This is a genomic window from Clostridium sp. AF34-13, assembly GCF_003477845.1.
In the GTDB taxonomy this organism is placed as follows: Bacteria; Bacillota; Clostridia; order Lachnospirales; family Lachnospiraceae; genus Butyribacter; species Butyribacter intestini.
The window spans coordinates 75263-100406 of sequence record NZ_QUEB01000014.1; the positions used below are offsets into that span (position 1 = coordinate 75263).

The 25144-nt window shown below is 38.2% G+C and carries 20 protein-coding genes and 1 pseudogene; 20 read left to right on the forward strand and 1 reads right to left on the reverse strand.

Going from position 1 to position 25144, the window contains the following annotated elements:
- Nucleotides 1–11 precede the first annotated feature (11 nt).
- The 10 genes and pseudogenes from DWZ63_RS12265 to DWZ63_RS16230 all read left to right on the forward strand — a co-directional run.
- On the forward strand, nt 12–239 hold the full coding sequence (locus DWZ63_RS12265) for an acyl carrier protein (protein ID WP_022015161.1): 228 nt from the start codon (nt 12–14) through the stop codon (nt 237–239).
- Between the two features lie 225 nt (nt 240–464).
- Nucleotides 465–1403, forward strand: coding sequence for an ACP S-malonyltransferase (fabD, locus tag DWZ63_RS12270; protein WP_118500054.1), 939 nt, complete (start codon nt 465–467; stop codon nt 1401–1403).
- Between the two features lie 233 nt (nt 1404–1636).
- Nucleotides 1637–2365, forward strand: a complete 729-nt coding sequence (gene fabG / locus DWZ63_RS12275) for a 3-oxoacyl-[acyl-carrier-protein] reductase (RefSeq protein ID WP_055945774.1) — start codon at nt 1637–1639, stop codon at nt 2363–2365.
- A gap of 88 nt (nt 2366–2453) precedes the next feature.
- Nucleotides 2454–3710, forward strand: a complete 1257-nt coding sequence (gene fabF, locus DWZ63_RS12280) for a beta-ketoacyl-ACP synthase II (protein ID WP_055945775.1) — start codon at nt 2454–2456, stop codon at nt 3708–3710.
- The gene (gene accB / locus DWZ63_RS12285) at nt 3697–4197 is read left to right on the forward strand and encodes an acetyl-CoA carboxylase biotin carboxyl carrier protein (RefSeq protein ID WP_182431519.1); all 501 of its coding nucleotides are present in this window, start codon (nt 3697–3699) and stop codon (nt 4195–4197) included. The genes fabF and accB overlap by 14 nt, the downstream gene beginning before the upstream one ends.
- Nucleotides 4198–4360: 163 nt before the next feature.
- Nucleotides 4361–4780, forward strand: a complete 420-nt coding sequence (fabZ, locus tag DWZ63_RS12290; protein WP_055946204.1) for a 3-hydroxyacyl-ACP dehydratase FabZ — start codon at nt 4361–4363, stop codon at nt 4778–4780.
- 13 nt (nt 4781–4793) lie between these two features.
- Nucleotides 4794–6140: an acetyl-CoA carboxylase biotin carboxylase subunit gene (locus DWZ63_RS12295; RefSeq protein WP_055945777.1), complete on the forward strand. Its 1347-nt coding sequence runs from the start codon at nt 4794–4796 to the stop codon at nt 6138–6140.
- Nucleotides 6141–6225: 85 nt separating this feature from the next.
- Complete coding sequence (gene accD / locus DWZ63_RS12300; RefSeq protein WP_022015168.1) at nt 6226–7095, forward strand: acetyl-CoA carboxylase, carboxyltransferase subunit beta; 870 nt, start codon at nt 6226–6228, stop codon at nt 7093–7095.
- Nucleotides 7096–7130: 35 nt separating this feature from the next.
- Nucleotides 7131–7916, forward strand: coding sequence for an acetyl-CoA carboxylase carboxyltransferase subunit alpha (locus tag DWZ63_RS12305; RefSeq protein WP_055946207.1), 786 nt, complete (start codon nt 7131–7133; stop codon nt 7914–7916).
- 14 nt (nt 7917–7930) lie between these two features.
- A pseudogene (locus tag DWZ63_RS16230) lies at nt 7931–8044 on the forward strand (DUF1016 N-terminal domain-containing protein); the annotation flags it as partial.
- Between the two features lie 79 nt (nt 8045–8123).
- Here DWZ63_RS16230 and DWZ63_RS12315 read toward each other — a convergent pair.
- The gene (locus DWZ63_RS12315) at nt 8124–9227 is read right to left on the reverse strand and encodes a S1-like domain-containing RNA-binding protein (RefSeq protein ID WP_347474850.1); all 1104 of its coding nucleotides are present in this window, start codon (nt 9225–9227) and stop codon (nt 8124–8126) included.
- A 553-nt stretch (nt 9228–9780) separates the two neighbouring features.
- Between DWZ63_RS12315 and DWZ63_RS12320 the strand changes: the two genes are divergently transcribed.
- The 10 genes from DWZ63_RS12320 (at nt 9781) to DWZ63_RS12365 (ending at nt 24748) form a co-directional block, all read left to right on the forward strand.
- Nucleotides 9781–10158, forward strand: a complete 378-nt coding sequence (locus DWZ63_RS12320) for a RidA family protein (protein WP_022015171.1) — start codon at nt 9781–9783, stop codon at nt 10156–10158.
- 62 nt (nt 10159–10220) lie between these two features.
- Nucleotides 10221–11324, forward strand: coding sequence for a C40 family peptidase (locus tag DWZ63_RS12325; protein ID WP_055945784.1), 1104 nt, complete (start codon nt 10221–10223; stop codon nt 11322–11324).
- Nucleotides 11325–11810: 486 nt separating this feature from the next.
- Nucleotides 11811–12338 (forward strand): ribosome-associated translation inhibitor RaiA, encoded by a 528-nt coding sequence (gene raiA / locus DWZ63_RS12330; RefSeq protein ID WP_022015173.1) that lies wholly within the window; start codon nt 11811–11813, stop codon nt 12336–12338.
- Between the two features lie 417 nt (nt 12339–12755).
- The gene (gene secA / locus DWZ63_RS12335; protein ID WP_022015174.1) at nt 12756–15320 is read left to right on the forward strand and encodes a preprotein translocase subunit SecA; all 2565 of its coding nucleotides are present in this window, start codon (nt 12756–12758) and stop codon (nt 15318–15320) included.
- 27 nt (nt 15321–15347) lie between these two features.
- A protein-coding gene (prfB, locus tag DWZ63_RS12340; protein ID WP_118500057.1) for a peptide chain release factor 2 occupies nt 15348–16467 on the forward strand; the annotation gives its coding sequence in 2 pieces (ribosomal slippage) (nt 15348–15422 and nt 15424–16467; 1119 coding nt in all).
- Nucleotides 16468–16482: 15 nt separating this feature from the next.
- On the forward strand, nt 16483–17697 hold the full coding sequence (locus DWZ63_RS12345) for a homoserine dehydrogenase (RefSeq protein WP_022015176.1): 1215 nt from the start codon (nt 16483–16485) through the stop codon (nt 17695–17697).
- Nucleotides 17698–17868: 171 nt separating this feature from the next.
- On the forward strand, nt 17869–20250 hold the full coding sequence (locus tag DWZ63_RS12350; protein ID WP_055945794.1) for a Tex family protein: 2382 nt from the start codon (nt 17869–17871) through the stop codon (nt 20248–20250).
- A gap of 7 nt (nt 20251–20257) precedes the next feature.
- Nucleotides 20258–22186, forward strand: coding sequence for an aryl-sulfate sulfotransferase (locus DWZ63_RS12355; RefSeq protein ID WP_118500058.1), 1929 nt, complete (start codon nt 20258–20260; stop codon nt 22184–22186).
- A gap of 66 nt (nt 22187–22252) precedes the next feature.
- Entirely contained in the window at nt 22253–22969 is a 717-nt protein-coding gene (gene cysC, locus DWZ63_RS12360; RefSeq protein ID WP_022015179.1) for an adenylyl-sulfate kinase, read from the forward strand.
- A gap of 285 nt (nt 22970–23254) precedes the next feature.
- Nucleotides 23255–24748: a chromate transporter gene (locus tag DWZ63_RS12365; protein WP_118500060.1), complete on the forward strand. Its 1494-nt coding sequence runs from the start codon at nt 23255–23257 to the stop codon at nt 24746–24748.
- Nucleotides 24749–25144 lie beyond the last annotated feature (396 nt).

Consider the following 25144-nt stretch of genomic DNA (forward strand, 5'->3'; position numbering starts at 1 on the left):
GAGGAAAAACCATGGTATTTGAGAAAATCAGAGAGATTATTGCTGAGCAGACAGGTAAGGATGTTGACGAGATCACATTAGAGACAAATGTAAAAGAGGATCTCGACGCAGATTCTTTAGACTTATTCCAGATTATCAACGATATTGAAGATGAGTTCGATGTATCAGTTGAAGATCCTGAGTCTATCGTTACTGTAAAGGATGCCGTTGATTTTGTAGAAAGTCACAAAGAAGCATAATAAGCTATTTTAACACTATCAGGCAAATAGCAGAGCGGATTGCGATATCTGCTTGATATAGCATGGAAGGCAGCGCTGGAAGTTAATAATATTTATTCACAACCGGCGCTATCTCTTTACTTTTTTGGCATTGAGCAGGAGATTTTTGTTTATCGGACATACATTATATAACCGGTAATGATTTTATTAGATGGATTTGACACTTGAAAATGGAGGAAAATGCAAATGAAAACAGTATTTATGTTTAGCGGTCAGGGTGCACAGTATGCAGGTATGGGAAAAGACCTGTATGAAAACTACGCCGTTGCAAAAGAAGTATTTGACAGAGCAGATGAGGTTTTGGGATATTCGATAAAAGATATATGTTTTTCTGATGAGGAAAAACTCGGACTTACAGAGTTTACACAGCCTGCAATCCTTACAATGAGTATTGCGGCTATGAAAGTCTTACAGGAAAACGGGATAAATGCTGATATGACGGCAGGACTTAGTCTTGGTGAGTATTCGGCACTTGTTGCAAGTGGTGCGATGAAGTTTGAGGAAGCCGTGGCACTTGTACAGAAAAGAGGAAAATTTATGTCAGAAGCCGTTCCGGCAGGGAAAGGCGGAATGTTTGCGATAATAGGTCTTGATACTGCACTTGTAGAAAAAGCCTGCGAGGAAGCAGTTAAAGAGGTCGGAGGAGTTGCCGTTCCGGCAAATTATAATGCACCGGGACAGATAGTCATAGGTGGAGATGCGGCAACAGTTGAGAAAGCAGGAGAGATAGCAAAGGAAAAGGGAGCAAAGCTTGCAGTAAAGCTTAAAGTAAGCGGTCCGTTCCATACAAGTCTTTTGCAGCCGGCAGCAGATAAACTCTTGCCGGAACTTGAAAAGATGAATATAGGAAAGATGGAAATTCCTGTCTATACAAATGTGACAGCAGAGGTGTTAAAGAGTGAGAGTGATATAGTTCCTACGCTTGCAAAACAGGTTGTGTCGCCGGTAAGATGGGAGCACATAATCAGAAATATGTACGATGCCGGTGCAGATACATTTATAGAATTAGGACCGGGAAAGACTCTTTGCGGTTTTGTAAAGAGAACAGTCAAGGGGATTGTCAATGTGAATGTTGAAGATACGGCTTCACTTGAGAAAGCACTTTTAAAGATTAAGAAAGCATAATACAGATATACGGACGGCATGCGGCTGTCAGTTATAATAACAACGGCATGCTCTCGCTATGCTAATCACACAGCAGATACATAACGCACTTGAAATATAGTGCGTAAGTACCGGTGTGCTTAGAATGCCGTCTTACATTATAACTCGACAGGCCGCAAACCTGAGTTCGCAGGAATGTGAAAATAACTTTTAGTTGGAGTTTTTATAGATTTGATAAAGTTTGGAGGGATAATATGTTAGAAGGAAAGACAGTGATTGTTACGGGTGCTGCTAAGGGTATCGGTAAGGCGATTGCGATAGCTTTTGCTAAGGAGGGATGTAATATAGTTCTCAATTATCACAGCAGTGTGTCGGATGAGACTGTTAAGGAGATTGAGGAGCAGGGAGTTAAGTGTATGCCTGTTCAGGGTGATGTGAGTGATTTTGATTTTGCAAAAAATCTTATCAGGGATGTTAAAAAAGAATTCGGTTCTATTGATGTGCTTGTAAATAATGCAGGTATCACAAAGGATATGCTTCTTATGAGAATGACTGAGGAACAGTTTGATTCTGTTATCAATACAAATCTTAAAGGTTCTTTTAATATGATTCGTCATGCAAGCAGTGTTATGTTAAAGCAGAGAAGCGGTGCGATAATAAATATGTCATCTGTTTCAGGTGTTGCAGGAAATATTGGACAGGCAAATTATGCGGCTTCTAAGGCAGGTGTTATTGGTCTTACTAAAGCGACTGCAAAGGAACTTGCACAGAGAGGAGTTACCTGTAATGCGATAGCTCCTGGATTTATTGAGACAGACATGACAGCGGTTTTAAATGATGATACAAAGGATGCTATACTTAATTCTATTCCGCTTAGCAGGGCAGGAAAACCTGAGGATGTTGCAAATGCAGCAGTATTTCTGGCTAAGAACAGTTATATTACAGGACAGGTCTTAAATGTAGACGGCGGAATGATAATGTAGTTATAAACAAAATGAAAGACAGATATTTAGATATTAGAATCAGTTTAGGTATGTATTTGCCGTACCGGACTGTAGAAACGGGGGAATTATGTCAAGAAGATGTGTGATAACCGGTATGGGTGTTGTAAGCCCGCTTGGAAGTACAGTGGATAGTATGTGGGAAAATGCCAAGAACGGTGTTTGTGGAATTGATAATATCACAAAATTTGATGCAACAGATTTTAAAGTAAAAGTAGCAGGTGAAGTCAGGGATTTTGATGCGGAAAAATATATGACTAAAAAAGACATCAAGAGAAATGACCCATTTGCCGTATATGCTATGGGTGCTGCTGTTCAGGCTATGGATGACAGCGGTATCGATATGGAAAAAGAGGATGCCTCAAGAGTAGGTGTTATCTTTGGTTCAGGTGTAGGCGGGCTTGGAACGATGCAGCAGCAGGTTACGAGAATGAACGAAAAAGGAGCTTCAAGGGTTTCACCTATGTTTATACCTATGACTATAGGAAATATGGCAGCAGGAAATATTGCTATAAGATTTGGTGCAAAGGGTATAAATGAAGATATAGTTACAGCCTGCGCAACAGCTACAAGCAGTATCGGTGCAGCTTTTAGAAATATCATTCACGGCTATGCGGATGTTATCATTACGGGAGGTGCAGAGGCTGGTCTTTGTGAGATAGGTATCGCAGGATTTACAAATCTTACGGCACTTTCAACAAATCCGGATCCAAAGGATGCGTGCAAGCCTTTTGATAAGAACAGGGATGGATTCGTGCTCGGTGACGGTGCAGGAGCACTTGTAGTTGAAGAACTTGAACACGCTCTTGCAAGAAATGCAACTATATATGGAGAAATTGTCGGATATGGTGCAACGAGTGATGCATATCACATTACTCTTCCTGAAAAGACAGGAGCTGGTGCGGCAAAAGCCATGGAGCTTGCAATGGAAGAAGCCGGAATAAAACCGGAGCAGGTTTCATATATAAATGCACATGGAACAAGTACACCGGCAAACGACTCAACAGAGACAAATGCAATCAAACTCGCGTTTGGTGATGCGGCAAAAGATGTTGCCATAAGCTCTACAAAATCAATGACAGGACATTTGCTTGGAGCAGCAGGAGCAGTTGAAGCGGTAATGTGTGTTAAGGCATTACAGGATGATATACTTCCACCAACAATAAATTATAAGACACCTGATGAGGAATGTGACCTTGATTATATTCCAAATGAGGCAAGAAAGGTTGAAAAAGCTGAATATGCGTTATCAAATTCACTTGGATTTGGTGGACATAATGCGGTGCTCTGTTTTAAAAAGTGGGGGGAACAAAATGAAATTCGATGAAGTTAAAGAACTTATCGCTATTTTTGAAAAAAGCGATATGGGTGAGATGGAGATAAAACTTGACGGTGATAGTGTGCATCTTGGAAGAAATGCTTCATTTTCTGTTGGAAACAGTGAAACGGAGACAGTAAAAACCGTTATAGCGGGAGCAGAAAGTGGCATGGTATCTGCGGTACAGACAAATGGTGCAGTTTCTAATGATACTGATATAAACCAGACTGCAGATGTGGAAAAAGAAAGCGTGTCAGCAGATGACAAACTTGTCACAGCACCTATTGTTGGAACATATTATCAGAGTCAGGCACCTGATAAGCCGCCTTTTGTAAAGGTTGGCGATACGGTTGCCAAAGGTGATGTAGTATGTATCATAGAAGCAATGAAGTTTATGAATGAAGTTGTAAGTGAAGTAAGCGGAAAAATAGTTGAAGTTCTTGTAGAGGACGGAGAGTTTGTCGAGTTTGGACAGCCGCTTTTCAGAGTTCAGTAGGTTGTATAAAAAGGATTTTTATGCGAAAAAATTTTTGCAATAAAACTTTAGATACAAATTTTTCAGTAAAAAATATTAAAAATAAAAAAGTTTCAGGTGCAGTTTTGGGGCATCAGACTTTGTGCAGGAGCAGAGATAGAATAGGAGTAAATTTAAAATGGCAATGGATATCAAGGAAATCATGAGCATAATTCCACACAGACAGCCGTTTCTTCTTATCGACAGAGTTGAGGAGATAGTCGAGGGAGAGTCGGTTACGGCAATTAAGAATGTTACCTATAATGAACCGTTTTTTGCGGGGCATTTTCCAAACGAGCCTGTAATGCCGGGAGTGCTTATTGTTGAGGCTATGGCACAGGCAGGAGCAGTAGCTATATTGTCTATGGATGAGTTTAAGGGAAAGACAGCTTATTTTGGCGGGATAAATAAAGCTAAATTTAAGAAGAAAGTTGTTCCGGGAGATACACTCCGCCTTGAAGTTAAGATTGAAAAACTTAAGAAAAATGCAGGTATCGGACAGGGTACGGCTTATGTAGGTGACAAGGTGGCAGCACAGGCAGAACTTGTATTTATGATTGGTTAGAGGTGAAAACTTTATGTTTGACAAAATTTTGATCGCAAATCGTGGAGAGATAGCAGTAAGGATAATAAGAGCGTGTCGAGAGATGGGGATAAAAACGGTTGCCGTATTTTCAGAGCCGGACAGGGAAGCACTTCACACACAGCTTGCAGATGAAGCAGTATGTATAGGTTCGGCAAAAGTCGGCGACAGTTATCTTGATATGAATAATATAATCAGTGCCGCTGTTGAAAAGCAGGCACAGGCAATACATCCGGGATTTGGATTTTTGTCGGAAAACAGTATGTTTGCGGGTGTGTGTAAGGATTGCAATATCAAATTTATCGGACCGAAAGGTTCGGTGATAGATGCACTTGGCAACAAGGCAAACGCAAGACAGATGATGATAAATGCAGGAGTACCTGTTATTCCGGGAAGTGACGGAATTCTCGCTGATGTTGAGCAGGCTTATGAAATGGCAGATAAGTTAGGTTATCCTGTCATTGTAAAAGCATCTGCCGGAGGCGGTGGAAAAGGAATAAGGATAGTCAGAAAAAAAGAAGAATTAAAAGAGGCATTTCTGTCAGCCCAGAGTGAGACAAAAGCTGCGTTTGGCGATGACTCAATGTATATGGAAAAACTTATCGAGGGTGCAAGACATGTTGAAGTGCAGATACTAGGTGATAGTTTTGGCAATGTGATACATCTCGGTGAGCGTGATTGTTCATTGCAAAGAAAGAATCAGAAAGTTTTAGAGGAAACACCGTGCGAAGTATTGTCAGAGAGCACAAGGGCAAAAATCTGTGATTCTGCTGTAAGAGCGGCAAAGGCAGCAGGTTATGAGAATGCAGGAACTATTGAATTTTTGTATGATGAAGATTCCGATAAATATTATTTTATGGAGATGAACACAAGAGTTCAGGTAGAGCATCCGATAACCGAGATGGTGACGGGTGTTGATATTGTTAAAGAACAGATAAGAATTGCGGCAGGAGAGAAATTATTATATACACAGGATGACATAAAGATAAGCGGTCATGCGATAGAGTGCAGGATAAATGCAGAGAATCCGTCAAGGAATTTTGCACCATGTCCGGGTACGATAGATTATCTTTTAATGCCGTCAGGCGGTCTTGGACTCAGGGTAGACAGTGCGATATATCAAGGTTATGAGATACCGCCGTACTATGATTCCATGCTTGCAAAGGTTATCGTGCATGGTAGGGACAGGGACGAAGCGATAGCGAAAATGAAAAGAGCATTGTATGAATTTATAATAGAGGGTGTAGATACGAATATAGAATATCAGAACAAAATTCTTAATAATAAGCAGTTTGAAAAATGTCAGTATAATACATCATTTTTAGAAAATGTAAAATTGTAAAATAATATTATGGCAGTTAATGTGTAATCTTTATTTTCTGTCTTTTACGATTGACTGTTAATCAGATGTTGGAGTGAGGCAGGTTATGAATATTTTCAAGAAAAAAAGTTATTTTTCAGTAAGTGGTACAGAGGAAAAGAAAAAAACTGAAAAAAACAAAAAAAGTCAGGAACCATCAATTCCGGACGGTATGTGGATAAAATGTAATACTTGTAAAAACATAATATACAAAAAGGAAGTAACGGAATTTAAACTCTGTCCGAACTGCGGAGCACATTTCAGGATGAGTCCTGCTGAGAGGATAAAGATAATATGTGATGAGGGCAGTTTCAAAGAACTTGATGCAGATATGTCAACAAAAAATCCCATGAATTATCCCGATTATGATAAGGTGATAAAAAAAGCAAAGGCAAAATCGGGCATAAAAGAGGGAGTTGTGACAGGTGAATGTACGATAGGCGGATTTAAAACCGTTATAGCTATAATGGACAGTCACTTTATGATGGGGAGTATGGGTTCGGTTGTCGGTGAAAAGATAACAAGGGCAATAGAATACTCAACAGAAAATGAACTTCCTATTATAATATTTACAACCTCAGGCGGTGCAAGGATGCAGGAGGGAATAGTTTCTCTTATGCAGATGGCAAAAACAGCGGAGGCAGTCGGACAACATGACGAGGCGGGACTTTTATATGTGACGGTGCTGACCGACCCGACAACAGGTGGGGTGACCGCAAGTTTTGCGATGCTTGGAGATATAATACTTGCCGAGCCGAAAGCACTTATTGGATTTGCAGGGCAGAGAGTTATACAGGGAACGATACACCAGAAACTTCCGGATGGATTTCAGCGTGCAGAATTTCAGCTTGAGCATGGATTTGTAGATAGGATAGTCAACAGGGAAGATATGAGAGACGAACTTATCTCGATATTAAAACTGCATGAAGCTAAGTGATTATTAAGAAAGGAAGTGCCAGTGTGAACAATGCAATGAAATCCGTAAGGATTGCAAGAAAGATAGACAGACCTAACACAAGAGAATTTATTGATAAATTATTTGAAAACTTTATGGAAATGCACGGTGACAGACTGTTTGCGGATGATGGTTCGATAGTCGGAGGGATTGCGTCCTTTGAGGGAACACCAGTTACTGTCATAGGAATACAGAAAGGTCACACACTTGACGAAAATGTGGAATGTAATTTTGGAAGTCCAAACCCTGAGGGTTACAGAAAAGCATTAAGGCTCATGAAGCAGGCAGAAAAATTTCACAGACCTGTTATCACACTTGTAAATACGGCAGGAGCATTCTGCGGTATAGGAGCAGAAGAAAGAGGTCAGGGCGAGGCTATTGCAAGAAACATAATGGAAATGTCAAGACTGAAAACTCCGATAATATCAATATTTACCGGAGAGGGCGGAAGTGGCGGAGCACTTGCACTCGCAGTAGCAGATGAAGTGTGGATGTTAGAGCACAGTCTTTATTCGGTACTCTCACCGGAGGGATTTGCAAGTATATTGTGGAGAGATTCGGAAAGAGTAGAAGAAGCCGCAGAACTCATGAAAATGACAGCAAACGAACTCTTAAAAAATGGTGTTGCAGACAGAATGTTTCCGGAACATAAAGATGGAATAGAAAATAATTTAAACTACACAACAGACCAGATAAGAGAAGCACTCAGAAAAAAATTACCTGAACTCGTGAAAAAAGAAACAAAAACATTACTTGATGAGAGATATAAAAGATTTAGAAAATTCGGGGAATATGCAGAGTGATAAAACAGCCTTGCTTCTATCAAAACTATCAAATTTAACAGACAGTGTCTGTTAAATTGTCATGGTCACATTATTGTGAACTGTTGACGATTTCAGACCCGGACAAACGCAGCTTCTATGAAAAAGAAACTAAAAAAGCCTTCTCCCCCAGCTATGCTGTGGGAGAAGGGGGCAAGTTGAACTGGTGGTTATTAACTTGATAAATTATCAATCATTCAAATGAATACCGTCTTTTTCAATCGTTATAAGTCTTTCTTTATATAAATGTCCGATGGCACGCTTAAATGCATTTTTGCTCATATGAAAACGGTTTTTAACCGCTTCTGAGTCAGATTTATCATTAAATGGAAGAAATCCATTTTCTCTCTGTAAAGTTTCATATATAAATGAAGCGTCATCATTCATTTGCTCAGGTATTTTTTTCTTGACACTTAAAGTAAGTCTGCCATCATCCATGACTTGTGCAACTCTTGCATATACCGGCTGGTTTATGCGGTATTTTTCAAAAACTTCTTTTTTAGGAAGAAGTGCGGAATATTTATCATCAACTGCGATAAATACACCAAAATTGTCACTTATTTCATAGACACGACCGAAAACCTCATCATCTTTTTTATAAGGTGATTCATTTGAGAGGTGATTGTAGACCTTCATTGAAGCACAAAGTCTGTCACTTTTGTCAACATAGAGTGTGACAAGTACCGCGTCATCTTCTTTTACTTCATATGCCTGCTCTTTAAATGGAAGAAGAAGGTCTTTTGAGAGTCCCCAGTCAAGAAAAGCACCAATTTTTGTGACTTCCTTGACATAGAGCCTTGCAACTTGACCAAGTTCAATGGACGGTTCTTCCATGGTTGCAATAGGTCTGTCCTCTGAATCTTTGTAAACAAACACATTTAGTACATCATTAAGCTGCGTGCCTTTTGGAACCTGTGATTTTGGCAGGAGTATCTTGTCACTGTCCTCACCGGTAGGAGTGTTTAAAAATACTCCAAAATCAGTTGTTTTTACAACTATAAGTTCCTGGGTTTTACCGATAGGGATGGCTGATTTCTTTTTTTGCTCCTCATCTCTGTGTTTATCTGAGTAATGATTTTTGTCAGAAAAGCTATGTCTGTTATCATTTCCGTTTTGTCTGTTAAAGCGGTTTCGCACATCCTTTTTGTCATGTCTGTCGAAACTGCCTCGTCTGTCTTTTTTGTCAAATCCGCCCCGCCTGTTATTTTTTTCATATCTGTCATTTTTTCTGTGACTGTTATGGGAATATGTTCTGTCATCATTTCTGCCGCCATAAGTTCTTTCGTTTTTCAAAATTAAAGGTCCTCCGTTCTGTTGTGATGTACTCTCGGAATTCTTCATTCAGAAGATTCTGGGAGTACATTTTGTTAAGTTGACAATAAGTTGCCAGAGTTTTGTATTAAAAATAAGTATAACAGTTCAGTTTTTCATTTGTTATGTTTTTATTGCTGAACTGTTACAAATAAGTATATAATTTTTACAAAAAAAAATCCAGTTAAAATTGAAATTTGTGCAAAATTGCGTTATACTGTAAATTGTAGGAAAATTTATGTAAATTTAATAATATTAAACAAGCAGCAGAGCAGGTCACAGATATCCACCTGACTGATACTAAAGCAAACATATTAAAAAGTTAGTGTGAAATATTCCATATATGCAAGAATTTTCATACTATGTACAAAAAACATGTGTAGAAATGAAGGTTAATATTATATGGATTAAAACAAAAAACGGATAAGCGTGGAGCTGATATGGTGAAAATCATTATAGATATCAAATTGTGTGATTAACAAAAATATATAGTTTGACGATTATCCAAGACAAAAACAGAAAAGAGGTTATTTAAATGAAAAACATTATCAGTACAGACAAAGCACCGGCGGCAATAGGACCATATTCTCAGGCAGTTGAAGTAAACGGTCTTGTATTTACATCAGGGGTTGTTCCTATCGACCCTGCTACGGGAGAACTTGTTACTGGACCGGCTGAAGTTCAGGCAGAGAGAGCTTTTAAGAGTCTTAAGGCACTTCTCGAAGCGGCAGGTTCGTCAACTGCGAATGTTATCAAGACAACGGTTTTTATCAGTGATATGAATGATTTTGGCAAGATTAATGAAGTATATGCAAAATATTTTGAAGAGCCATATCCGGCAAGATCATGTGTAGAGGTTGCAAGACTTCCTAAAGATGTTGCTATAGAGATAGAGGCTGTAGCCACAAAATAGCTGATTTTTAAGTTACTGCCAATACTAACATTATAGACAACAGCATATTAGAGAGGTAGGATATGGAGAGAATACAGTTGAGAAAACAGCTTATCAAGTGTTGTGTATTTGCAATTTCGCAATTAGTTATTGTATCAGGAACATTCATTCTGAAATCCGAAAAGGCAGAGGCGGCCGGCAATAATCTTGCTATATCTATTGCTAACGACTATGTAAATATCAGAAATAAACCATCATTAAATGGAAAAGTAAAAGGAAGGCTTTATAGAGGAAGTGCAGTTTATATTACAAGAACATATAAAAACGGATGGGCACTTATAAAAAGCGGAAATTTCAGAGGATACATAAAAAAAGAATTTCTTGCAACCGGCACAAAGGCTAGACAGCTTGCAAGAAAATATGGAGTCAAATACATAACCGTAAAAAAGAATGTCGGTGCACTAAATGTGCGGGAAAAGACCAGCAAAAAAGCCAAAATAATTACTTCTATAGGTTCGGGAGAAAGTTTTTATGTAAGAAAATTATGTGGGAAAAGCTGGGTTCGCATATCTGTTGACGGGGAACAGGGATATGTGGCAAGAAATTATGTCAATCTCAGAGTGAAATATAAGCATCCTGTTTCAATCGCTCAGGTAAAAGCTGAAGAAAAGAAACAGGAAACTACCACTAAGAAAGATACTACTACAACTAAGAATAGTACAACCACTACAAAGAACAGCACGACTAAAAAAGACTCAACTACGACCACGAAAGACAGCACAACATTAAGTGAGGAAACAGATAACACAAATGATACAGCAAAGAAAAAAGTAACCGGAAGCCAAATAGCTAATTATGCAAAGAAATTTTTGGGAAATCCGTATAAATATGGAGGAACAAGCCTTACAAATGGAGCAGATTGTTCAGGATTTACACAGAGCATATATAAGGAGTTTGGATATGATATTCCAAGAACTTCGCTTGAGCAGTCATCGTATGGGACAAAAGTTTCAGTTTCTTCAATAAAACAGGGTGATTTGGTTTTTTATCAGAGTGGAAAAACAGTTGGTCATGTTGCATTGTATATAGGTGATGGGGAAGTGATTCATGCAAGTAATGAGAAAGACGGCATAAAAATATCAAAAATGAATTACAGGACGCCGTATTGTATTAGAAGAATTGTCTGACAATTTAAAAGTTAAATGTGAATAGTAAAAACAATTATAAACAAAAAGTTGTTGATAACTGACATAAAATGTTGATAAGTTTTAGCACAAGGTCATTAATCGACAATAAATTAACATAAAATGTTGATAAATCGACGGTAAAGAGAGCCGTATAATGTCGAAAAATGCGAAAAAATTGAGTTATGCACTAAGTTATCAACATTATCAACAAAATTGAAATCCACAGGTTGTCAATAAAACCTGTGGATTTCTTTTATCAGACATTTTGTTAATAACATGATGTAAAGACCCAAAACAGATGGTAATGCAGCAATTTGCATATAAATATGCATTGCTATCTACTTTTGACCCTAACATCATAATATGCGTTTAGTGATAAATGTATAATAAAAAGATGTAAATGATTATATTATTGTGCAATTTTACTTGCTTTTTAAGAAAAAGTGAGGTATAATAAATTTAACAATTTGTAAAGGAGTGATAGTCATGAAATTTATTATCAGTGGTAAAAATCTTGATGTAACAGATGGACTTAAAGCAGCAATCGAGGAAAAGATCGGAAAGCTTGAGAGGTATTTCACTCCGGAAACTGAAGTTCATGTTACCTTGAGTGTAGAGAAAGAAAGACAGAAAATAGAGATTACGATCCCTATGAAAGGAAACATCGTAAGAGCTGAGCAGGTCAGTGATGATATGTATGTTTCAATAGATTTGGTTGAGGAGGTTATTGAGAGACAGTTACGCAAGTACAAGAACAAACTTGTTGACAAGCAGCAGGCAGCGACAAGCTTAAGCAAAGCATTTATCGAAGAAGAGATAGAAGACGATGATGAGATTAAGATCATCCGTTCAAAGAAGTTCGGCATGAAGCCTATGGATCCGGAAGAAGCCTGCATCCAGATGGATCTTCTCGGACACAATTTCTATGTATTCCGTAATGCAGCAACAGATGAGGTAAATGTAGTTTACAAGAGAAAAGGAAATACATTTGGACTTATAGAGCCTGAGTTTTAATAAATATAGTAACAGTTCAGCCATAAAAAGATAATTGGCAATACAATGAGCTGTTACATAAGTAACATAAAATGAAATTAACACTTTGGAGAGAGTGTTACATATATGAAAACAAGAGTATGAAATCGATTTAAGCAAAAGCAGTCCCGGAAGATTCCGGGACTGTTTATTATGTTGCAGGAAAATTCTCCTTTCCTACAACATAATAAACAGTCCGTGAGGATGTGCATTTCGCGGAAAAGAAATAAATATTACGCATTCCGCTCAAGCACAAGGGAGTCGTAAGCGACTCTTTATTCTTGCGGTAGTATAGTGTTTTAGCAAAAAACAAAGGTTGAAAAACAAAGTATTTAATGATATACTGTAAAATAGTTTTTTTATACAAATAAATAGTAATAATGTATAGGAGTGAAATTCATGAGTATATTTAGTAAAATTTTCGGTACTCACAGTCAGCATGAAGTGAAAAGAATTATTCCGATAGTGGATAAAATAGAAGCTCTTGCTCCTGAGTTTGAAAAATTGACAGATGATGAACTTAAGGCGAAAACACCTGAGTTTAAAGCACGTCTTGAAAAGGGAGAGACATTAGATGATCTGCTTCCTGAGGCATATGCAACAGTCAGAGAGGCAGCAACAAGAGTTCTTGGAATGAGACATTACCGTGTACAGCTTATCGGTGGTGTGATTCTTCATCAGGGAAGAATTACAGAGATGCGTACAGGTGAAGGTAAAACACTTGTTTCGACACTTCCTGCATACTTAAATGCATTAGAGGGCAAAGGTGTTCATATCGTTACGGTAAATGATTACCTTGCAAAACGTGATGCTGAGTGGATGGGTCAGGTTCATGAGTTTCTCGGCCTTACAGTTGGTGTTATCTTAAATTCAATGGACAATGACGAGAGAAGAGAAGCATACAACTGCGATATAACATATGCTACAAACAATGAACTTGGTTTTGATTATCTTCGTGACAATATGGTCGTATATAAAGAGGAACTTGTGCAGAGAGAACTTCACTATGCGATTATCGATGAGGTCGATTCAGTACTTATTGATGAGGCTAGAACACCACTTATCATTTCAGGACAGAGTGGCAAGTCAACAAAGCTTTACGAAGCTTGTGATATATTTGTTAAACAACTGACAAAGGGTACTGCAAAAGAACTTTCAAAGATGGACATCATCATGAACGAGGAAGAGCAGGAAACCGGTGATTATGTTGTTGATGAGAAAGATAAGAATGTAAACCTTACTGAAGAAGGCGTAAGAAAAGCAGAGAGATTTTTCCAGGTTAAAAACCTTGCAGATCCGGACAATCTTGAATTACAGCACAACATAAACCTTGCACTCAGAGCACATTCTCTTATGTTTAAGGATAAAGATTATGTTGTAAAAGATGATGAGGTACTTATCGTCGATGAGTTTACCGGACGAATCATGCCGGGACGCCGTTTCTCAGACGGATTACATCAGGCTATAGAAGCAAAAGAACATGTAAAGGTTAAGAGAGAGAGTAAGACACTTGCAACCATTACATTCCAGAACTTCTTCAATAAATATGCAAAGAAATCAGGTATGACAGGTACAGCTCTTACAGAGGAAAAAGAATTCCGTGACATCTATGAGATGGATGTTGTTGAGGTTCCTACAAATCTTCCGGTAGCTCGTATCGATTATGAAGATGCTGTTTATAAGACAAAGGAAGAAAAGTTCAATGCTGTTGTTGCTGATATAGTAGCGGCACACGAAAAAGGACAGCCTGTACTTGTGGGCACGATAAATATTGACACATCTGAATACCTTAGCGAAAAGCTTAAGAAGAAAGGTATTCCGCATAAAGTTCTTAATGCCAAATTCCATGAGCTTGAGGCTGAGATTATTGCCGATGCAGGTCAGATGGGTGCAGTGACAATTGCTACTAACATGGCTGGTCGTGGTACTGATATTAAGCTTGGCGATGGCGTTAAGGAACTCGGAGGTTTGAAGATAATAGGTACAGAGAGACATGAGTCACGCCGTATCGACAATCAGCTCCGTGGTCGTGCCGGTCGTCAGGGCGATCCGGGTGAGTCAAGATTTTACATCTCACTTGAGGATGATCTTATGCGTCTTTTCGGTTCAGAGAGACTTATGGGACTTTTCTCAGCAATGCCTGATGGTGAGCAGATAGAGCACAAGATGCTTTCAAATGCCATTGAGAGTGCACAGAAGAAGATAGAGGGCAACAACTTTGGTATCAGAAAGAACCTCCTTGAATTTGACCGTGTAAACAATGAGCAGAGAGAAGTTATCTACAAAGAGCGCCGCAAGGTTCTTGACGGTGAGAATATGAGAGATACTATCTATAAGATGATAACTGATGTTGTAGAAAAATGTGTTTCTTCGATTATAGGCGATGAGGGTTCTCCTGAGGAATGGGATATTGCAGAGTTAAATAATGTTATCCGTCCTATAATCCCTATAAAAAAGATAGTTCTTTCAGATGAAGAATTAAAACATGGTTCAAAAGATGAACTTATCCAGAGACTTAAAGAAGAAGCCGTAAAGGTTTATGAAGCTAAGGAAGCTGAGTTCCCTGAGGCAGACCAGATAAGAGAAGTAGAGAGAATTATCCTTCTTAAAGTTATCGATAGAAAATGGATGGATCATATCGACGATATGGATCAGCTCCGTCAGGGTATCGGACTTCAGGCATACGGTCAGCGAGATCCTGTAGTTGAGTACAAATTTGCCGGATTTGAAATGTTTGATTCGATGATAGATGCAATTACTGAAGAGACTGTAAAAGCACTTACACATATTCAGATAGAGCAGAAAGTTGAGCGTGAACAGGTAGCAAAAGTTACGGGAACAAACAAAGATGAGACTGTAGCAGCAAAGCCTAAAAAGCGCGAGGGAAGAAAAGTGCAGCCAAACGATCCGTGTCCATGTGGAAGCGGTAAGAAATATAAGATGTGCTGCGGAAGAAAATTCTAAAAAGTTTTAATAGAAAGAGGTGAGTTGATGGTAGAATTTGATAATATCAGGATAGCATTATCAAATTACGATGAACCACTGCTTGAAATGGGGAACTCACTTTGACTTAGCTAATAAGCGTGACAGAGTCGAAGAGTTAGAGCATACTATGGAAGAGCCGGGATTTTGGGATGATCCAAATAAATCGGCAGCAGTTGTTCAGGATTGTAAAAAGTTAAAGACGACTATCGAGAGATATGAGAAACTTTGCAATGACAAAGATGATACACTTACACTTATAGACATAGCCGAGGAGGAAAATGATGCAAGTCTTCTGCCTGAGGTGGAGGAGTCGTTTAATGCCTTTGAGGAAGAATATAATGCACTCAGGATAGAGACATTATTAAGTGGTGAATATGATAAATGCAATGCTATACTTACGCTTCATGCAGGAGCAGGCGGAACAGAGAGTTGCGACTGGGCGAGTATGCTATGCAGAATGTACCAGCGGTGGGCTGAGAAAAAAGGTTTCAATGTTGAGATGATAGATTTTCTTGACGGTGATGAGGCCGGCTACAAATCAGTTACATTGCAAATAGACGGTGAAAATGCGTATGGTTATCTGAAATCAGAACACGGTGTGCACCGTCTTGTTAGGATTTCTCCGTTCAATGCGGCAGGAAAAAGACAGACTTCTTTTGTATCATGTGATGTGATGCCTGATATAGAGGAGGATCTTGATGTTGAGATTGCAGATGATGATATCAGGATAGATACATATCGTTCAAGTGGTGCAGGTGGACAGCATATAAACAAGACCTCATCGGCAATACGAATCACGCATTTTCCAACCGGAATCGTGGTACAGTGTCAGAATGAGCGTTCCCAGCATATGAATAAAGATAAAGCCATGCAGATGCTTAAGGCAAAGCTCTATATGCTTAAACAACAGGAGCAGCTTGAAAAGGCGAGCGGTATCCGTGGCGAGGTCAAGGATAACGGCTGGGGCAGTCAGATTCGTTCATATGTAATGCAGCCTTACACTATGGTAAAAGACAACAGAACAGGTCAGGAAGTAAGTAATGTGGCAGGAGTGCTGGATGGAAATCTTGATCCGTTTATAAATGCATATCTTGCATGGATTACATCGACAGACAAACAGAACTAAGAGATGGAGGATGAGATGGTAAAAGTAGGAATATTAGGATATGGTACAGTAGGTTCAGGTGTTTTTGAGATATTAGATAAAAACAGCAATATAATATCAAAGAGAGCAGGTCAGGATATAGAAGTAAAATATGTACTTGACCTCAGGGATTTTCCGGGAGATCCGGCAGAAAAATATGTTGTGCATGATTTCTCAATCCTTGAAAATGACGATGAAGTAAAGATTGTTGTCGAAACAATGGGAGGACTTCATCCTGCATATGAATTTGTTAAGGCAAGTCTTCTTAAAGGAAAAAATGTCGTAACATCAAACAAAGCACTTGTTGCTTCATTTGGTACCGAACTTTTACAGATTGCAAGAGATAAAAATGTAAACTTTTTATTTGAGGCAAGTGTAGGTGGTGGTATTCCTATCATAAGACCACTTCAGACATCTTTAGCTCCTGATGAGATAGATGAGATTTCAGGTATCTTAAACGGTACAACAAACTTTATTCTTACTGAGATGACAGAAAACGGTTCTGACTTTGACTCAGTTCTTAAGGATGCACAGGCAAAAGGATATGCGGAAGCTGATCCGACGGCAGATGTTGAGGGATATGATGCGTGCCGTAAGATTGCTATTCTCACATCACTTGCATATGGAAAGCAGCTTGACTTTGAGGATATTTATACAGAGGGTATCACAAAGATAACTGACAGGGATATTAAATATGCTGCAAAGCTTAAGGCAAAAGTTAAGATATTTGGTTCAAGTAAATTAGCAGGGGATAAAGTAAGTGCGATGGTAGCACCAAAACTTATCACACATGACCATCCACTCTACAGTGTTGACGGAGTGTTTAATGCTATCCTTGTAAAAGGAAACATGGTCGGGGATGTAATGTTTTATGGTCAGGGAGCAGGTAAGCTTGCAACAGCAAGTGCGGTTGTTTCTGATATTATGGAGGCATCAGAAAATCTTGACAATAACATCAATGTCATCTGGTCAGATGAGAAACTTGAGCTTATGCCTATGGATGAAGTAGTTTCTAAATTCTTTGTAAGAGTATCAGGAAACAAAGCTGATAACGAAGCAAAGATAAAAGAATTATTCGGCGAGGTTGAGTTTGTTGATGCAGGTTATGATGATGAGACAGGTTTTGTAACAAAAGATATCACTGAAGCAGTATATGAAAATGCTGCAAAAGAGATTGGCAGTGTTATAAATAAGATTCGTTTTGATGCGTAAAACATACAAAATAGTTAGCACGGAAAAATTTAATCGTTTATATATTTACAACAGGCGGCTATTTTATAGCCGTCTGTTGTGTGTTTAGAGAAAAGGTGTTTCCTGCTATATATAGGTGTGGACAGGAACACTGTTTATGGGCAGAAAATGTGCATAGAAATGGAGATTATCATGGATAACAAATTAGATATTGCGGCAAAGATTGCCGAGGAACTTGAGATAAAAAAATGGCAGGTAGAAGCCGTTATCAAACTTATAGATGAGGGAAATACGATTCCTTTTATCGCAAGATATAGAAAGGAAGCACACGGTTCTCTTGATGATGAACAGCTTAGAAATCTTAATGAGAGACTGACTTATCTTAGAAATCTTGAAGAAAAGAAAGCACAGGTGATTGCAAGCATTGAAGAGCAGGGAAAACTCACAGAGGAGCTTAAAAAGCAGATAGAGCAGGCACAGACACAGGTTGTGGTTGATGACCTATACAGGCCGTACAGACCAAAGAGAAGAACAAGGGCAACAATAGCAAAAGAAAAAGGTCTTGAACCGCTCGCTGATATAATCTTTGAGCAGGCTGCATCAGAGTCTGTAGAAACACTTGCAATGGACTATGTTTCAGAGGAAAAAGAGATTGCAACGCCTGAGGATGCCATTTCTGGAGCAAAAGACATAATAGCCGAGATAATATCTGACAATGCGGATTATCGTATATATATAAGGAATATAACGATGCAGGAGGGCTTACTTATATCTAATGCTAAAGATGAAAAAGAAAAATCTGTTTATGAAATGTATTACGAATTTCAGGAAAAACTCGACAAGATAGCAGGTCACAGGATATTGGCGATAAACAGGGGAGAAAAAGAAAAGTTTCTCACCGTAAAAATCGAAGCACCTGAGGAGCGGATAATCACTTACCTTAAAAAGATGGTTATAACAAACGACAATGCAAACACAAACGAGATACTTGCGGACACTATAGAGGACAGTTACAAAAGACTTATAGCACCTGCGATAGAGCGTGAGATAAGAAATGAACTTACTGAAAAAGCTGAGGACGGAGCGATAAAAGTCTTTGGAAAAAATCTCGAACAGCTTCTTATGCAGCCGCCTATTAAGGGAAGAAATGTTCTTGGCTGGGACCCGGCTTTCAGAACAGGATGTAAGCTTGCGGTGGTTGACAGTACGGGAAAAGTTCTCGACACGACAGTAGTATTTCCTACAGAACCACAGAATAAGGTCGAGGAGACAAAGAAAACTGTTAAGAAACTTATTGATAAGTACGATATATCTCTTATATCAGTAGGAAACGGAACTGCATCAAGGGAGTCTGAGCTTATAATCGCGGAGATGTTAAAAGAGATAAATAAGCCGGTTCAGTATATCATCGTAAATGAGGCCGGGGCATCCGTTTATTCAGCAAGCAAACTTGCAACGGAAGAATTTCCGGAACTTAATGTCGGTGAGAGAAGTGCAGCTTCGATAGCGAGAAGACTTCAGGACCCGCTTGCAGAACTTGTAAAAATAGATCCAAAATCCATAGGTGTCGGTCAGTATCAGCATGATATGAACCAGAAAAAACTTGAGGAAACACTTACGGGAGTTGTTGAAGACTGCGTAAACAGGGTTGGTGTTGACATAAACACAGCGTCAGCTTCGCTTCTTGAGTATATATCAGGTATAAGCAAGGCTATAGCTAAAAACATAGTTATATACAGAGAGGAAAATGGTAAGTTTACAAACAGAAAGCAGCTTTTGAAAGTTGCCAAACTCGGACCAAAGGCATTTTTACAATGTGCGGGATTTTTGAGGATAGAGGGTGGAGACAATCCGCTTGATGCGACAAGCGTTCATCCGGAGTCATATGATGCCGCCGAGGCACTTCTTGAAAAACTTGGCATATCACAGGAAGAATTAAAAGAGATACAGACTGAGGCTGCAAAGAATATTGAGCATAAAAAAAATGCACAAAACACAAAGCCTGAGAGAAAGAAAAAGAAGAAAGATTTTGTTGTAAAAAATAAAAACTCAGCATTTGGTGCGGCACTAATGAAAGCATTAGGTGACGGTGCAGGTATCGAATTTGAGGATGATGGAAATAATTCTAAAAACAGCAGGGACAGTTTTGCAGGAAGTGGAAAAAATGCTAAAAACAGCATTGAGTACCGCATAAAAGACAAGGCAAAGATGGCAGAGGAACTCGGTATAGGTGAGATAACGCTTGCAGACATAGTAAAAGAACTTGAAAAGCCGGGCAGAGATCCGCGTGATGAGATGCCAAAGCCGATACTTCGCACCGATGTACTTGAAATGAAAGATTTAAAACCGGGGATGATACTTAAGGGAACGGTCAGAAATGTTATTGATTTTGGTGCATTTGTGGATATAGGAGTCCACCAGGACGGACTTGTTCATATATCGGAACTTTCAGACAGCAGATTTGTTAAACATCCGCTCGATGTAGTCAGTGTCGGAGATATAGTTGATGTCAAAGTTATGAGTGTTGATCTTGAAAAAAAGAGGATTCAGCTTACAATGAAGATGAAAGGCTAATTTATTTATGAAAAAATTATTTGTGGAAGTAAAAAATGGCGGCAAGATGACTTACAGCGTAAGTGATTTGAACAAACTTGACAGGATGTATGAGACAGAAGTTTTTGAGAGAAAAGAAAAAAGAGTAATGTCACCTTTCAAGAAAGAGATGCAGAAAAGTTTTCAGGCACAGGTCAGAGATTATGCTTTTGAAAAAATTCTTGACAGGCATCTTTATACATTTAAATATCTGCTTGTCATACCAAATCCATATGGACTTGCAAAACAGACGGCATTTATTTTATTCAATTCTTCAAAAGAATGTAAAGTTGTGTATAGAGTTATAGGTGACACTCCGGACTGCGATTTTACAGGCGAAACAGAGTACACGACAAGACACAGAGTTCCGATACTTGGCTTGTATGGCGGTAGAAATAATAAAATTGACTTAAGCCTTGTAGATAAAAACGGCGAGACAATAAAGCACAGAGTCATTCAGATATATGTTTCGCCTATTCAGGAAAATATAAGGAATATGGTTTCAGAAACCGACACGAAAATGTCACAATTTGGTTTTATAATGCTTAATACTGCGATAGGTAGCCCGGTTGCAATAGACAGAAACGGGGATGTCAGATATTCTATTCAGATAAAAACAGGAAAGCTTGGTATGATACCGCTTGCAAACGGTCATTTTCTGCTTGTGGACAAGACTGCAAACAGGATTGACAAATATGGCAGGGTCACTCCGTGCAGATACCATGAGATGGATTATATGGGCAGAGTGTATAGGACATATCTTCTTGAATACAGGATAGGAAGAGCCATAACACAGCATGGAGATTCACTTTTCTTTGTTACTGCATCTGATGATGGACATTTATCTGACAGGATAGCAGAGCTTAATCTAAAAACAGGAGAACTTATAAAATATTGTGATATTCACAGTATTGTCGGTGACAAATACAGAGTGTATGACAACTGGATCGACACATCAAACATAGAATACAATGACGGCAGGATACTTATAACGGCAAAAAGACTTAACTCTATAATAAGCATTGACTGGAAAGAGTTAAAGCCTGACTGGATAATCGCACCGCCAAAGGTATGGCAGGACAGCGATGTGAGCAAGTATGTGCTTAAAGACAAGTCAGAGCATAGAGAAGGGGAAGCTGTTATACCGGTATGCTCATTTCCTGAATACACATCACTTATGGAGGACAATGGGGACAAAAAGAAAATCGTATTGTTTGATATAAGAAATGTTGTTAAATATGATGGAAAAGTCATTGTGCCCGGAGGAAAACGCTCCACCAAAAATTCTATGGTGAAGATAATAGATATAGACGAAAAGGATATGTCATACAGGGTAAGTGAACAGACGGAGGTTTTAAGTTCGCTTAGATTTTCAAGAGTTATCCATTCTGAAGATGAAAAATATCTTCTTGTTGCACAGGGATACCTAAGAGAGCAGACGGATGATGTGCACAGCATTATCCAGGAAATTGATGCAGGCACCGGAGAAAAACTTCATGGTTCAAAAATCAGAAAAGTATTTTCAAGTGCATGGATATTTGCACCTGATATAAAAGAATTCTGCGTATCAATGGAAAAGAATGACAATGTGATATTTGGAAAACTTAATCCACTAGAAAAATTCGCTGGTGAACTGCCGGTATTGTCAAAAGAAAAAACAGATGGTTATTATTTTGGCAATGGAAGAATATGCGATGAATTATTTCTTTGCAATATGAGACCGGGAGCAGTTGACAGGATTTATTTTATCGGTGAGCACAATGCATATGTTAAAGACATGGAAAATGTTGCTTTTAAAGATAAAAAGGAAAGCTTTGCGATACCTTTAAAGGAGTTTGCAAAGGACGAATATCATGTGTATGTAGAATATAATGATGAGGTGCATAAACTAAAAAATGAGATACGCATAGTAAAATAATGGGCTGTAATTTACAACTGTATAGTTTATAGGAATTGCGGCAATAAATTATTTATGGAGGAAGAAATGGATAATTTATCAGATTTTTCTGCAAAAGAGACAGATGGAATTTGTTTTATGCAGGATATTTTGGGTGGGACCGGATATTCGGATACAGAAGCATTTGATAAAAAAGAGCTAAAGAAAAATGTTGATACCGAGAGAAATCTAACATGGCACAGCATGGATATAACAAAAGATGTGCGTGCAAAACAGTTAGGGCAGCAGCCAAAGACGATATGGCTTACGGGCTTATCAGGTTCAGGCAAATCGACAATAGTAAATGAGCTTGAGAAAAGATTATTTATTTACGGTAAAAAGACAATGGTACTTGACGGGGACAATGTCAGGATGGGACTGAACAAAAATCTGGGATTCAGCGAAGCGGACAGAGTAGAAAATATCAGGCGTATAGCTGAGGTATCAAAACTGATGAATGATGCAGGGCTTATAGTACTCACATCATTTATTTCTCCATTTAGAAAAGATAGAAGAAATGCAAAAGAAATAGTAGGAAAAGACAGTTTTATAGAAATTTACATCAGTACTCCATTAGAGGAATGTGAGAAAAGGGATGTAAAGGGCTTATATAAAAAAGCAAGAGCAGGTGAGATAGCCGATTTTTCGGGAATATCAAGTCCTTACGAGGAGCCTGAAAATCCTGATATTGAAGTAGATACTACAGGAAAAAGTATAGAAGAAACTGTAGAGTATATTTTTTCGAGATTAAAGAAGTATTTATGATAAGAACTGTTTTCCGAATTTATAAAAAAAGGCAGTATATGGTTCTTAGGCAGAAATCATATGCTGTTTTATTTTATATACCTTATGAGAAAGCATAGCATGACAGTAAATGTTGTGTGAGTGAACAGTATTAGTTGTTTGATATATTTTATGAATTATCACTAAATGTTATAAAAACACAAACAAATATTTGATTTTGTAATAAAAGTGAGAAAATTTGTAAATAGGCTTGCTTTATTCATAGTAATCCTATATGATATAGAAAAAAGATAGGAATTAAAGAATATGAAGGCAGAGATACAAAAAGAATTAAAACTGATGGCTTCAATCTTCAAAATAGGTGTGGTTGGTTTCGGTGGCGGAACTGCTTTAATCCCTGTTATTGAAAGAGAAGTTGTTGAAGACCAGAAAATAGTTGAAAAAAGTGAATATGACAAGGATGTGATCGTGGCAAGTATTACTCCGGGTGCTTTACCGGTCGAGATTGCTACAGGTCTTGGAAAACGTGCATATGGAGCTAAGGGTATGGCAATTGCTGCATTCCTTATGGCTTTTCCGGGTGTGCTTATGACCGTACTTATGTTATCGGTTTTGTCAAAGGTTGACGAAAAACTTTTTGTGCAGATAGAGTGTCTTTCTATCGGTCTTACAGCATTTATAAGCTGCCTTCTTACACAATATGCTGTAAAGAGTATGCAGGAAGCAAAGAAAGAGTCTGTAAAAAGATTTGGCAGGGCATTTGTTATAATGATAGCTGTTTTTATATTATCATGCGGAAAATCTGTTTACAATATACTTGGCATAAAAGAAACACCTGTATTTGGACTTTCAACGGTTCAAGTTCTTGGAATTGCATTTTTTGGAATATTTTATACACATTGCAGATTTAACATAAAAAATACACTTGTTTCAGGAATTACCATTATATTATATATACTTTGTGTAGGAAAAGCAGGTATAATACAGAATATTTATCTTGAGACAGGGTTAAAGATATTTATGTTCATACTTGCAATACATGGACTTTATGTTTGTACGAGATATGGTATGAGCAAAGGTAAAAGATCCGAAGAAGAGCTTGAAAAGGCAGGACACAGGCTCACAGCGGCAGGATTTTCAAAAGAGATGATAACATGGTTATTATTTATAATAATACTTTCAATACCGGCATTTATCATAACAAAAGACACATGGATTTATCTGTTTAGAGGATTTGCATCATCAATAATATCTTTCGGTGGCGGTGATGCTTATTTATCAGTAGCAGACGGTATGTTTGTAAGTACCGGAATGATAAAGGAAAATGAATTTTACAGCCAGCTCGTTTCAATAGTAAATGTACTTCCGGGTTCTATCCTCTGTAAGACACTTGCCGGAATCGGTTACTTTATCGGTTTTGACATAGACGGCAGTGTACTTCAGGGATATGCGGTAGCACTTGCAGGATTTGCGTGCAGTGTTGCAGCATCAGGAATAGTATTTTGTATAATATATTACCTCTATGAAAAATTTGAGGGAATAGCAGTATTTAAGCTTATCGGAAGATGGATAAGGCCAATAATAGCAGGACTTTTGTTAAATGTCATGGTATCAATGATATACCAGAATATAGAAACAGGAACAGCTATAGGAGGAAGTGTGGTTACGACACTTATCATTACATTTGTTATTTATTTTGTAAATCTGGTACTTATGCTCAAGGCAAAGGCAGGTAACGGAATACTTATACTTATATCGGCAGTACTTGGAATTGCACTTTGCAATGGGATTTTGATTTGATGTTTAAGTGACGACAAAAATAAGGATTATTATTATGCGCTTAGGGACGCTTTCGCTCGGAGAACAACGCAGCGGTACATAAAGGTGCAAACAACGCACCTTAAGTACCGGCGTTGTTCAAACGCCCTTCGGTCATGATAATAATCCTTATTTTTGTCTGGGTGTTGTAAAGTTAAGTTTTTCGTGCGACAATGAAGTTTTTGTTGTAAAATTTGTTCATATATTAATAAAGTTTTTTTGCTGTAAAGTTAAGTTTTTCGTGCGACAATGAAGTTCTTGTTGTAAAATTTGTTCATATATTAATAAAGTTTTTTTGTTGTAAAGTTAAGTTTTTCGTGCGACAATGAAGTTTTCCTCATTTGCAAAACTAATTTCCACCCCTATATGACTTGTCGT

Excerpts from the sequence above, each read along its gene's own strand:
- DWZ63_RS12265 (WP_022015161.1), top strand. The coding sequence starts at position 12 with ATGGTATTTGAGAAAATCAGAGAGATTATTGCTGAGCAGACAGGTAAG.
- fabD (WP_118500054.1), top strand. The coding sequence starts at position 465 with ATGAAAACAGTATTTATGTTTAGCGGTCAGGGTGCACAGTATGCAGGT.
- fabG (WP_055945774.1), top strand. The coding sequence starts at position 1,637 with ATGTTAGAAGGAAAGACAGTGATTGTTACGGGTGCTGCTAAGGGTATC.
- fabF (WP_055945775.1), top strand. The coding sequence starts at position 2,454 with ATGTCAAGAAGATGTGTGATAACCGGTATGGGTGTTGTAAGCCCGCTT.
- accB (WP_182431519.1), top strand. The coding sequence starts at position 3,697 with ATGAAATTCGATGAAGTTAAAGAACTTATCGCTATTTTTGAAAAAAGC.
- fabZ (WP_055946204.1), top strand. The coding sequence starts at position 4,361 with ATGGATATCAAGGAAATCATGAGCATAATTCCACACAGACAGCCGTTT.
- DWZ63_RS12295 (WP_055945777.1), top strand. The coding sequence starts at position 4,794 with ATGTTTGACAAAATTTTGATCGCAAATCGTGGAGAGATAGCAGTAAGG.
- accD (WP_022015168.1), top strand. The coding sequence starts at position 6,226 with ATGAATATTTTCAAGAAAAAAAGTTATTTTTCAGTAAGTGGTACAGAG.
- DWZ63_RS12305 (WP_055946207.1), top strand. The coding sequence starts at position 7,131 with ATGAAATCCGTAAGGATTGCAAGAAAGATAGACAGACCTAACACAAGA.
- DWZ63_RS12320 (WP_022015171.1), top strand. The coding sequence starts at position 9,781 with ATGAAAAACATTATCAGTACAGACAAAGCACCGGCGGCAATAGGACCA.
- DWZ63_RS12325 (WP_055945784.1), top strand. The coding sequence starts at position 10,221 with ATGGAGAGAATACAGTTGAGAAAACAGCTTATCAAGTGTTGTGTATTT.
- raiA (WP_022015173.1), top strand. The coding sequence starts at position 11,811 with ATGAAATTTATTATCAGTGGTAAAAATCTTGATGTAACAGATGGACTT.
- secA (WP_022015174.1), top strand. The coding sequence starts at position 12,756 with ATGAGTATATTTAGTAAAATTTTCGGTACTCACAGTCAGCATGAAGTG.
- DWZ63_RS12345 (WP_022015176.1), top strand. The coding sequence starts at position 16,483 with ATGGTAAAAGTAGGAATATTAGGATATGGTACAGTAGGTTCAGGTGTT.
- DWZ63_RS12350 (WP_055945794.1), top strand. The coding sequence starts at position 17,869 with ATGGATAACAAATTAGATATTGCGGCAAAGATTGCCGAGGAACTTGAG.
- DWZ63_RS12355 (WP_118500058.1), top strand. The coding sequence starts at position 20,258 with ATGAAAAAATTATTTGTGGAAGTAAAAAATGGCGGCAAGATGACTTAC.
- cysC (WP_022015179.1), top strand. The coding sequence starts at position 22,253 with ATGGATAATTTATCAGATTTTTCTGCAAAAGAGACAGATGGAATTTGT.
- DWZ63_RS12365 (WP_118500060.1), top strand. The coding sequence starts at position 23,255 with ATGAAGGCAGAGATACAAAAAGAATTAAAACTGATGGCTTCAATCTTC.